Raw genomic sequence first — 11,319 nt, 5'->3', positions numbered from 1 at the left:
AAAATATGCTCTATGGATTACACTTGTCTAACAAGCGGGTTTGTTCTATGAAGTAATAATAACCTCGTTCGCCTTTTCGTTTTTCCCGTTGGATGCGGCCGTGTTTCAGGGCAAGGTTGAGAAAAGCGGAAAAGAATTTTCCTTTGTCGTGATGGTCTTTCAACGTTGGTTCTCTTTTCTCAAGCCGTTCAATGATTTCTTTTGTTGCCAATGGCCTTTCTGCCTTTTCTAAGATGAAAACAATCTTTGCCACCCAAGTCCAATCTTTCCGGTAGCCGTCATCGGGACATTCATACTGATGTAGCTTTTCTTTCAGTGCGGCATTTTCAATTTGCAGCTTTTGCATCTCTATGTACGCTTCTTTGAGTAATGCGTACTGCGATTGCAGGGTTAGTTCATTATCTGAAAGTTGCCTTGAGGGGTTATTAAAGCTCCGGTGTTCTCTTCTCCGTTTTTCCCTGTCCGTTTTTGATGTGTTTTCGGCATTCATAGTATGTGATTTATGTTTGTTTTCAATGGCTGCGGCATTGTCATCTAATGGTACTCTAATCGGAACCTTAACGAAGACAAATGGCGTCTAATGCTACCCTAATTCTATCCTGTTTGAAACCTTGCTGTTTCTTTGCTCCATCGGGTTCAAAGATATGATTTGTTATTATTTTTTGAATAATAAAATAACATTTCTATTTTCGTGGCATGAGTGGCGCACTAAAAGAAAAAAAGATTACCGTCAAGTTCTTTCTGAACCAGGCCTTGGAACCGGCAACTGACGAAAAAGGAAAGAAACTCTACCCGCTCTATTTGCAGGTGACGTACAACCGGAAGAACATGCAGCTTAAAAGCCGGTACGGGCTGTACTACAAGACGCTGAAAGAGGTGCCGTTGGAACTTATGCGCTTTGAAGAAAAGGTGTTGACAAAAATCATCCGTTCCGAAGCAACCGGGAATGAAGAAGGCTATGAGTTAAAAGGTTTAAAGCGGAAATATGACTTGTACTCGCTTTCTATTCACCAAACGCTGGAAACCTATTTGAAGCCAAAGCTTCGGCTTGCCGTTTTAAAAACAGGCCATGAACTTGTGCAAGTTTTAGACTTCAACCAACCACGCATTCCTACCAAATTATTGTATGAGGCGGCTACTCTTCTATTTCCAAAGTTCGAAAGCAGTTTGCCACAAAAGCTAAGGGATGATTTACAGACCTATCATCTCCTTCAAGGTCTTACCGACGAACCCGTCTTGGCTTACCATTTCCCGACCGTCATTGATTGGGTAGAAGGAAGCCATAAAACGCAACTTATGAGTTTAGCTGCCATAAAAACTGATAGTGACAACTCAAAGAAACTGGTTAAGTTGATTGACGATGCGGTAAAAGAAGTCTTGAAATCACTAAAAACAAGTTCTTAACCTTTTGGAAGATGCCCCATAAATTATACTATTCTCATTGATAATCAACATTTTATACCTTTGATACATCAACTCCTATGAACGCCAAACTCATTGATCTAGAAACGAAAGAAGAAATTTTTCCAGACAAGGTGCCCTTAGCGGAGCTTCGAAAAATTTGGAACGACAAAGAAAGGCAGTACAGTGATGGAGAACTCGAACAGATAAGAACGTGGCTCTATGCAATGGCAGAAGTCATCGTTAGGGTAAGTGAAAAAGTAAAACAGCAAACCAAAGTCATACCGATAAGTACCGAACATGAAAACGAGAAAAGCAATTATCTACGTCCGGGTGAGCACCGACGAGCAAGCTGAAAAAGGACATAGCCTCTCGCACCAGGAAGAACGCCTGCGCAGCCATTGCCTTCACAACAACATTGAAGTCGTGGCCTTTTTTAAAGAAGACCATTCGGCCAAAAGCTTTGAACGGCCCACTTTTAAAAAGCTGCTCGACTTTATCAAGGCCAATAAAAATTTGGCGGACATGCTTCTGTTTCTAAAGTGGGACCGTTTTTCACGCAATGCAGCAGACGCTTATGCGATGATTAACCAGCTCATGCGCATGGGTGTAGAGCCGCAGGCAATGGAGCAGCCGCTGAACATGGAGATACCGGAGCACAAGTTTATGCTCGCCATCTATCTCGCTGCACCGGAAGTAGAGAATGACCGAAGGGCATTGAACATCCTTGCTGGCATGCGCAAAGCAATGAAGGAAGGCCGTTGGATGGGCGGCGCACCAAAAGGCTACAGGCGAAGCCGGGATGAAAACAACAGGCCCTGCATTGTGCCGAGCAAAGACGCTGAATTAATTCGTTGGGCCTTTGAGCAAATGGCAACAGGCCACTATCATATTGATGAAGTACGAAAGATGCTCAACGACAAGGGAGTAAAGGTGGAGCGTTCTGCCTTTTGGTGGATGATGCGCAGTCCGGTCTATGTTGGTAAAGTCATTGTACCGCCGTACAAAGACGAACTGGCCATGATCGTTCCCGGTCAGCACGAACCCACCGTCTCCGAACGGCTCTTTTATGAAGTGCAGGACGTGTTGGAGGGAAAGCGAAGAAAAGAACTTCCGGCTCATCACTCCAAGCAAGAAGACTTGCCGCTCAGAGGTTTTCTAAAATGTCCATCGTGTGGACGCAACCTAACCGGCAGTGCTTCGAAAGGAAACGGTGGCAGGTACTATTACTATCACTGCAAAAACGCTTGCAAGGAACGCCAAAAAGCAATTGAAGTCAACGGCTCGTTTTACGAAATGCTCCTTGACATCAGCAGCAATGAAAAAGCACTCAAATCATTTGAAAATATTTTATCAGATCACTACCTCAAAGACAACAAGCAAAAGAAAGCCGAACTGGAGAAAGTGAACAAAGAACTTGAAGTTATTCGCAAGCGTTTGGACAACGCACAAATGATGACCCTTGACGGTGCCTTGGACGCCACAGAGTACCGTAACATCAAAGCAAAGCTGGAACCTGAAATGAGCCGGCTCGTAAGAAAACAAACAGAGCTAAACAGCAAGGATGAAAACGAAGAAGAGATAATGGAATTTGGCTTTTACTTTTTGCGCAATCTCGACAAACTCTTTACTGTAGCGGATTTGGAGCAAAAGCACCGCATTTTGGGTTCGACCTTTCCAGAAAAGTTGGTTTTTAAAAATGGTCAATGTCGAACCACTTCTCCCGAGAGTGCTGTTTCGCTACTGCTCAAGCCCAGCAAGGATTTAAAGGGAAATAAAAAAGGCAGAACAAAAAATTTTGTTCTGCCTTCCGGTGAAGTGGAGGACAACGGAGTCGAACCGATGACCTCTTGCATGCCATGCAAGCGCTCTAGCCAGCTGAGCTAGTCCCCCATTGCTGAAAGCGGCAGCAAAAATAAGGGTTGCACTAATACGATGGTATAAAAATTTCTGTACCGACAATAAATTTTGGCTTATGCAAAAAGGAAGCGATCCGAAGGAAGTTCGTCCGCCGCAGGAACAGCCAATGCCCGGCATTGAACAAAACATGAAACCCAAGCCCGTTTCGGAACGCCCGGAAGCGAAGAAGAAACTCGATGGCAAAGTGGCCCTGATCACCGGCGGTGACAGCGGCATCGGCGGCGCTACGGCCCGACTGTTTGCACAGGAAGGTGCAGATGTAGCCATCGTGTACCTGAGCGAGCACCCGGATGCGGAAGCCGTTCGCAAAGACGTGGAAGAGCAGGGACGGAAATGCGTGTTGCTACCCGGCAATATCCGCGATGAATCGTTTTGCCAAAAAGCCGTGGAAGAAACCGTGCGTCAACTGGGAAAGCTGGACATCCTGGTCAACAATGCGGCAACGCAAACGGAAAAAGAATCGATTGAAGACATCAGCACCGAGCAATTAAGAGAAACGTTTGAAACCAATATTTTCTCCATGTTCTGGTTTACAAAATATGCGCTGAAGCACCTCAAAGAGGGTGCTGCCATCATCAATACAACTTCCGTCACAGCCTACCGTGGCAGCAAGTCGCTGCTGGATTATTCCGCCACCAAAGGCGCCATTGTTACCTTCACCCGCAGCCTCAGCGCACAATTGGTGGAAAAAGGTATCCGGGTCAATGCTGTTGCGCCGGGCCCGATCTGGACCCCGCTCATCGTCGGGTCGTTTGACGAAGAAAAGGTCAAAACCTTTGGTTCCGATGTTCCGATGGGCCGTGCCGGCCAGCCGGCTGAAGTGGCGACCTGCTACCTTTTCCTTGCTTCCCAGGACAGCTCGTATTTCACCGGCCAGGTTTTGCATCCGAACGGGGGCGAAATCGTGAATGGCTAGGGAACAGGGAACAAGGAACCGCTGAACAGACGACGTTTTTAAACCGCAGCATCCGAACAAGGAAGGCAAATTTTAGACGGGTTAGGTTTAGTCCATTCAACTTTCAAGCGGCCGCGATTTGGAAGAGTTGAGCAGGAACGTTCCTTTGAAATTCTGCCTTCCTTGTTCGCCTCTTCGGTATTCTCTCCTTAACCTTAACCTTAACCTCAACCTCAACCTCCTTATGTTCCTAAATTCTTCTTAAATCCCCGGTTCACCCTGTTTAACCCCGTCGCTCGCCGATCCCACCCCCCAAAACTCGCAGGCATCTGCTATCTTTGCGGCCTTTAAACAAGGATCGAATGAAGTTTGAACGCAATAATGTCATTGGTTTTATTGTCCTGGCAATCCTGTTCTTTGCCTTTTTCTATTACAATTCCAAAGAACAGAACCGCTTCCTCGCCGAGAAAAAGCAAAAAGAGGAGCAGTTGCGGGTCCAGGACAGCACCAAAAGAGCCCAGGACTCTATTCTCAACTATAAAACCAATCCGCAACCCGGCACCACTGCACAACCCGTCGCGACGGCCGCCGACAGCGTGGGCCTTCTGCAATCGCTGAGCGGAACGGAAGCCACAACGGAAGTGAACACTGACCTGATGAAAGTTGTGTTCACCAACCACGGTGGTCAACTGAAAGGTGTTGAACTGAAAGGTTTCAAGGGACCCGATGGCAACGATGTAAAAATGGCCGCTTCCGATTCGGACAAGATCAACTACAATGTAGCTGTCGCTCCCAATAGGTCGGCCGGTGTAGCAGGGCTTTATTTTGCCGGCGCCGAAAAAACCGAAAGTCCCGACAGCACGATCGTCAGCTACAAGCTTCATTCAGCTGAAGGACATGAAATCGTTCACCGCTTTGTGGTGAAGCCACACAATTATATGATCGATTTCACCATCCTTGTTAACGGCGTGCAGCAGCTCCTTGGCTCCAATGTGCTGAACCTGACCTGGCAAAACCATGCCATACAACAGCAAAAGGATATCACCTATGAACGCGGACAGTCGAAAGTCGGTTACCGCTTCAAAGGCGATTTTGATAACCATATCGCACCCGGTGGTGGCAGCAAGGAGTTTACTGGAAAGGTGGACTGGGTTGGCGTAAAGCAGCAGTTTTTCAACACAACGCTGGTATCGAAAACCGGTTTCAGCGGCGGCAACCTGATCTGGTCGGCACCCGCTGATAGCAGCAAAACCGTGGTGCAGGCAACCGCCAACATGCAGGTGCCCCTGCAAAACACGCAAACTGCCACCGTGCCCCTCTCCCTTTATTTCGGCCCCAACGACTACAAGGTCCTCAAGCAATATGGCAATGATATGGAGGACATGGTGGACCTGGGCAGCGGCATCTTTGCCTTTGTCAAATACATCAACCGCTGGATCGTTATCCCGGCCTTCAATTTCTTTAGCAGCTTTACGAAGAATTACGGTATCGTGATCCTGCTGCTCACACTTTTGATCCGCCTGGTAATTTCGCCGCTGACCTACAGCAGCTACCTGAGCGGGGCAAAAATGAAAGTGCTCCGCCCCGAGATCGACCAACTGAAAGCCAAGTACGGCAGCGATCAGCAGGCGATGAGCATGGAACAAATGAAACTGTTCCGCGAAGCCGGTGTGAACCCGCTAGGTGGCTGTATACCGGCGCTGTTCCAGATCCCGATCTTCTTTGCGCTGTATAGTTTCTTTAATTCCAACGTAGCATTGCGTGGACAAGGCTTTCTGTGGGCAAATGACCTGTCGCAATACGACTCCATTTTCCACCTGCCGTTTACCATTCCATTGTATGGCGATCACGTTAGCCTGTTCACAATCACGGCGGTTACAACCTCGTTCCTGATCTCGCTGTACAGCATGGCCTCTACACCCGACCAGGGCAACCCGGTTTTGAAATACATGCCGTATTTCTTCCCCTTTGTCCTGCTGTTTGTGTTCAACAAGCTGCCGGCGGGTTTGACCTGGTACTACACGGTTTCCAATATCATCACCCTGGCGCTGCAGTTCGTCATCCAGACCTATATCATCAACCACGATAAGATCCTGGCCCGCATGGAGGAAAACCGCAAGAAACCAAAAACAAAATCCAAATGGCAGGAGCGCCTGGAGCAAATGCAGGACCAGCAGAAACAAATCCAGCAACAGCAGAAAAGAAAATGAGTGATCAATAATGAAACGTTTCTAAATAAAAAACCTCCTGAAATACTCAGGAGGTTTTTTTTATGAAAAAATGTTTATGCTATAAACGGCCCACTCATCACTGATCATCACGCTGCCGGCACCTTCAACTGATGCGCCCATTTCAGGGCTTTCTGAAACTGCTCCTTTTCTGTCAGATTGGTGTTGTCGAGAATGCGGGCATCATCGGCTTGCCGCAGCGGGCTTACATCCCGGTGCGAGTCGATGTAATCACGCATTTCGAGGTTGGTCTTTACTTCATCCAGGGTGATCGCCGGGTTCTTCTCGTATAATTCTTTGAAGCGGCGTTCAACACGAACAGCATTGTCGGCTGTCATAAAGATTTTTAATTCCGCGTCGGGGAATACCACCGTGCCGATGTCGCGTCCGTCCATCACGATGCCGCGGTGCCTGCCCATTTTCTTTTGTTGTGCCACGGCAAAGTCACGAACTTCTTTGATGGCGGCAACGTCACTGACTTTTTCGGCAACCACAAGGTCGCGGATCACGTATTCCACGTTTTCGCCGTTGAGATAGATTTCCGACTGCTGCAACTTATCGTTGTAATTAAATTCAAGCGAAATTGCCTTCAATGCTTTTTCCACTTCTTTCTTATCGGTCCAGTCCACGTGATTCCGCAGGAAATACAAGGTAATAGCACGATACATGGCGCCACTGTCCACGTACACATAGTTCAACGCCTTTGCCAATTGCTTTGCCAACGTGCTCTTTCCGCAGGATGACCATCCGTCTATGGTGATGATAATTTTTTTCATGACTCAACAGGACAAAATTCACGACTCTCGTCTATACCAACAAAAAAAGCTGCTACTAATTGTAGCAGCTTTTTACGGAAGAGAAAGCTTAGTTTCTCGTGTATTGCTGGGTGTTCAGGATTTTGCCTTCGGCATCGGTGAACCGGATCAGGTAAGAACCGGTCGTCAACCGCTCAACGGGCATCGCCAGCTTGTTGAGACCTTCGGTCATTTGTTGCGTGCGGCTCGAAAGCACCTGCCCCGAAACATTGATCACATCAACGGCCACTCTTTGCGCCTTCGGTGCCGTTACGGTGATCGTTGCCGCACCATTGCCCGGGTTTGGATAGATGTTACCAAACTGCCAGCCAGAAGATGCCGTTTGCTCCTCAGGCCTTGCAACGGATGCGCCAACCGTTGTACCAAAGACCGAGACAGGATAGCCCAATGCATACGAACCGTTTGCCTTGTCGTTAAAGCTGATGGTATAATAGCCACCTACGCCTGGTATTGCTGTATACGTAGCCGCATACTTCTTCGTGTTCTGTGCTGATGCCGCTGCGTACGAAGCCGCATCCACCTGGTACAGGCTGAACGCCGTTCGCGGGTGCCCGGTGGCATTTTCCAGCGCCTGCAATTGCGCTTCGGTGTAGTAAAGGGTGACTGTTGTGGACTGCTTGTAGATCAGGCTTGTTTCGATCCGTATTATCTTGTCGGCCACTTTCTGCAAACCATCATTACCCTGGTACAGGTTAAAGGCACCTGCGCCGGTTTTTTCAACATACACATTCGTGCAGCCAAAGTCTTTGGCCGAATTGTTTTTAACCCGGCCCAATACTTCACCGTCCTGCAGGCTGTAGAAATAAACATCGTAACCGGCGCCGAGGTTTTCGCGACCATTCTGATTCAGATCGTTCTCAATTTTACGCGGCGCACCTTTTACGACCAGGTTATCAATTTGTACACTTACCGGACCGCCGGCGTTCGCGTCGTTGCTCCAGCGGAAGGCAAGGTAAAACTGCTTGTTGCTGAGCGAAACGGGCAACAGCCCTGTGAACGTACCACTCGCCGGCGTTGCAGAGGCAAACTGCTTGAAGTCGCCGGTATTGAGTTCGACGAAGTTCACGCCATCGAGTGAATACAGCACCGCCATGTAATCAAATACCGGCAGGTTTTCGATGTCGGTAGATCCGCTCGCCGCATCCACTTCGCCCTGCACCGTGTAATCAAACTTCACGTTGACCAGGCTCAGACCACGGGCATCGAGCAGGGGCGACCGAATGATGGTATTGCTTTCACTGAGATTGTTGTAGGTACCATTCGCCAACTTCGTATCCGTCAATCCTTCTTTACCGGTGATGGCCAACTGGTTGCCAAACACGCCCCACTGGTTTTTTCCTGTGGCGGCCGGGTCGCCGCTGGTCTCACGAACCTGCAAGGTTTCGGTCCAGCCGTCGGGGTCTTCAAAACCATCCGCTCTTGTGAAGGTTTCGTTGAGCAGGGTAACTTCGGTATTGCCGATCGTCGGTACCACGTCGTCGTTTGTAATGATGATGGTGTATGATGCATTGACCGGGTTTGTACCCACGTTGGTTATGGCAAGTTTCAGGTTGATGGTTTCATCGCTTTCCACAACACCATCGTTGTTGATCGTCACCACCAGGTTTTGCTTGCTGTTCGTTGCCGACGTGTTGCTCAGCGATGTGGCCGACAATGTATAATCAACGCCTTTTGTGGCCGTTCCGCTTACTGTAACCGACGCTGTAGAATTAGCCGGCAGCAAGACGGGCACATTGATGGATCTGGTGGTATTGCAACCCTGTGTGTTTGACGATTCGCTGACGGTTGTTCCGGGCTGGTAAATGAACCCGTACTTCACTGTGCAGGGCTTTACAAACTTTGCGCCTACACCACACGCATACCAGGCATTTGTTACGGATTCTGCGAGTGCGCTGCACGGATCTCCACTCACGGCTTGTGCCACCTGTATTGATACCTCTCTCGCTTCGGCATAGGTTGCCGTCGATGTCAGCATGCTCTCCGTGAGAAAGGCGATGTTTTCCGCCACGTCAAAGCCTACTCCATTCACCGTATAGGCATTGCCAAGATCATTGATCTCATCGTCAGAGTCGGCGAAATAATATTGGTTAGGAGTCATACCGGCCGGGCGGGTGCCGTTTTTCGATCCGGCTGTCAGCAGGAAGAACCAGTGGTTCAACACACCGCTGTTGGTGTGTACGCCGCATTGGTCATTGGCCAGGCTGGGCGTGCAATTCGGATCGGCCCAGTTGGTCCCGCCATAGGTGTCGGGATTGCTTTGCGCTTTGGGATTGTCCATTCGCCGCAAGGGATTATCGGCAGTTGCGCTGATCTGTTCACCGATGTAAAACGGACGATAGGCTGTTGACGGCACGGTGCTGCCGCTGCGCACCATGGCAAAGTGCTCGATACAGGCCGCCCAAATGTCGCTGAAGGCTTCGTTCATGGCCCCAGACTCGTTGGCATATACCAGGTCCGCCGTATTGGAACAAACACCATGGCCTATCTCGTGCCCGCACACATCCAGGGATGTCAGCGCTTTAAAACCGCCGGCCGTTGGACCCGAGCCATCACCGTAGGTCATGGCCGTTCCATTCCAGAAAGCATTGTCGTAGGCAGGGCCATAATGAATAAAGTTTTTGATCCTGGCGTTGTTTCCGTCGTAACTCAGGCGGTTGTGTTTTGCCAGCCAGTAGTCGTACACTACCTCCGCACCCCAATGGGCGTCCCAGGCAATGTCGTCGTTTTCGGCCTCGAAAGCGCCGTCATTGGCCGGTGAACGATGGTGTTCGGCAGTTGTCCAGTTGTTGTCAACGTCGGTGAACGATTTACCCTGGAGATACAACGATGGGACACTCAACGGCAGGCCACCAACGCCATTCAGGTCATAGGTTTCGATGCCATTTCCACGGGAGTCGTCGATCAGTACATAGGTGTTGGCGCCGGGAAGGTAAAGCGGTTCCGTCGTTGGATGGCTGCTGATAAGCGTCGTTCCACTGTTGGGATCATTTCCACTGATCAATTTTGTTTTGATCACCTGCGTACCGGCATAACGTGTTTGCACGGTAGCACTGACAGAGGCCGGTGTCGGATCGGTAATGTGCTTGATGATCTTATCGACCAGCAGGACCTTGCCGTTTTGCGCATCCACATAAATCCAGGCACGGCTAATCGGTTCCGCCGCATAAATGTTGAATTTGTAAGCAAGCCTGGTTTGGGCAACACCGCTTCGGGTAAAATCTTTAACGACCACCAGTTCGCCTTTGGGTGTCAGGTCGGCCAGTTCTTTTTGCAAGGCTTCTTTCACCCGTGCATCGGTTGCCTGCGCTATGCGTTGCGCGACCTCTTCCCAGGCGTATTTCCTTGCGCCGACTTTCGCCCTGGCAAAACTAAGTGCGGCGTTTTCGCTGAGCGAAGGTTGTGCGGCAAGTGTGGCGGGAATGGCAAACCAGGCACCGTTGAAAAACTGCACGATACCGTTTTTCACCAACGCTTTAAATTTTGCGTGTTCAACCTTGACGCCTTTGTAAAACTGTTGTAATTCGAGCACTTCCAGTTGTCCGGACAACTGGCTGGTTTTTGTCACCACCAGTTCATCTGTTCCGGTGCGCAGGTCGAGGTAGTTGCGCAACGCAACGGGTGCCTGGTCTCTTGTATACCCGGCGTTGCTTTTCAACAGGATAAGGGAAGGTGTCTGGCGTTCTTCAGAAATAGCAACGGCCGCAACTTTCGGGTCTGCAAGTACTTTCTTTTTCAGCTCATCGATTTGCTGCGGAGTTTTTTGCGATTGGACAGAGGTGAACAAAAGGGAGATCACACACAGGATGAGAATCCTGCGCAGGGATAGAGTTGTCATCATATGGATTTTGTGTTAAGGGTGAAGAAAGGTGTTTAGCCTTGACACACTGGGCTCGCAAGGATTCACGGACCATTTGCCTGCTGGATGTCTTAATCCCAGCGACGCTCAATTTGCCAGGCCTGGTTACGGTTTTCCAACACTTATCAAGAATTTTGCCAATTTCTTAATGAAATGTGAAAGACCTGTTTCGGCTATATACGAGGAAAGAAGTGTGGTGGATTT

At 49.2% G+C, this 11,319-nt stretch carries 7 protein-coding genes, 1 tRNA gene and 1 pseudogene; 5 read left to right on the top strand and 4 right to left on the bottom strand.

The genetic code is table 11. The annotated features are described in order from the left end of the window. Positions 1-10: 10 nt before the first annotated feature. Complete coding sequence (locus tag D6024_RS09115) at positions 11-490, bottom strand: hypothetical protein (protein ID WP_121354304.1); 480 nt, start codon at positions 488-490, stop codon at positions 11-13. Positions 491-696: 206 nt separating this feature from the next. Between D6024_RS09115 and D6024_RS09110 the strand changes: the two genes are divergently transcribed. The 3 genes and pseudogenes from D6024_RS09110 to D6024_RS27585 form a co-directional block, all read left to right on the top strand. After that, positions 697-1,404: a hypothetical protein gene (locus D6024_RS09110; protein ID WP_121354303.1), complete on the top strand. Its 708-nt coding sequence runs from the start codon at positions 697-699 to the stop codon at positions 1,402-1,404. Between the two features lie 77 nt (positions 1,405-1,481). Then, positions 1,482-1,757 (top strand): hypothetical protein, encoded by a 276-nt coding sequence (locus D6024_RS09105; RefSeq protein ID WP_121354302.1) that lies wholly within the window; start codon positions 1,482-1,484, stop codon positions 1,755-1,757. Beyond that, positions 1,702-2,643 (top strand): annotated as a pseudogene (locus D6024_RS27585) (recombinase family protein); the annotation flags it as partial. The gene D6024_RS09105 and the pseudogene D6024_RS27585, both read left to right, overlap by 56 nt. Positions 2,644-3,220: 577 nt before the next feature. Here the strand turns inward: D6024_RS27585 and D6024_RS09085 are convergent. Then, positions 3,221-3,294, bottom strand: a tRNA-Ala gene (locus D6024_RS09085). 82 nt (positions 3,295-3,376) lie between these two features. Between D6024_RS09085 and D6024_RS09080 the strand changes: the two genes are divergently transcribed. Together D6024_RS09080 and yidC are read left to right on the top strand one after the other, a co-directional pair. After that, a complete protein-coding gene (locus tag D6024_RS09080; protein ID WP_121354300.1) occupies positions 3,377-4,237 on the top strand; it encodes an SDR family oxidoreductase in 861 nt (286 codons plus the stop codon). Between the two features lie 341 nt (positions 4,238-4,578). After that, on the top strand, positions 4,579-6,426 hold the full coding sequence (gene yidC, locus D6024_RS09075) for a membrane protein insertase YidC (RefSeq protein ID WP_121354299.1): 1,848 nt from the start codon (positions 4,579-4,581) through the stop codon (positions 6,424-6,426). A 107-nt stretch (positions 6,427-6,533) separates the two neighbouring features. On the opposite strand, the gene cmk is transcribed toward yidC, so the two are convergent. After that, on the bottom strand, positions 6,534-7,220 hold the full coding sequence (gene cmk, locus D6024_RS09070; RefSeq protein WP_121354298.1) for a (d)CMP kinase: 687 nt from the start codon (positions 7,218-7,220) through the stop codon (positions 6,534-6,536). Positions 7,221-7,308: 88 nt separating this feature from the next. Next, complete coding sequence (locus D6024_RS09065) at positions 7,309-11,097, bottom strand: M4 family metallopeptidase (protein WP_121354297.1); 3,789 nt, start codon at positions 11,095-11,097, stop codon at positions 7,309-7,311. Positions 11,098-11,319: the final 222 nt, after the last annotated feature.

It is taken from the genome of Flavisolibacter nicotianae (assembly GCF_003628535.1).
Taxonomy (GTDB): domain Bacteria; phylum Bacteroidota; class Bacteroidia; order Chitinophagales; family Chitinophagaceae; genus Flavisolibacter; species Flavisolibacter nicotianae.
This window is presented reverse-complemented; position numbering and strand designations above follow the sequence as displayed.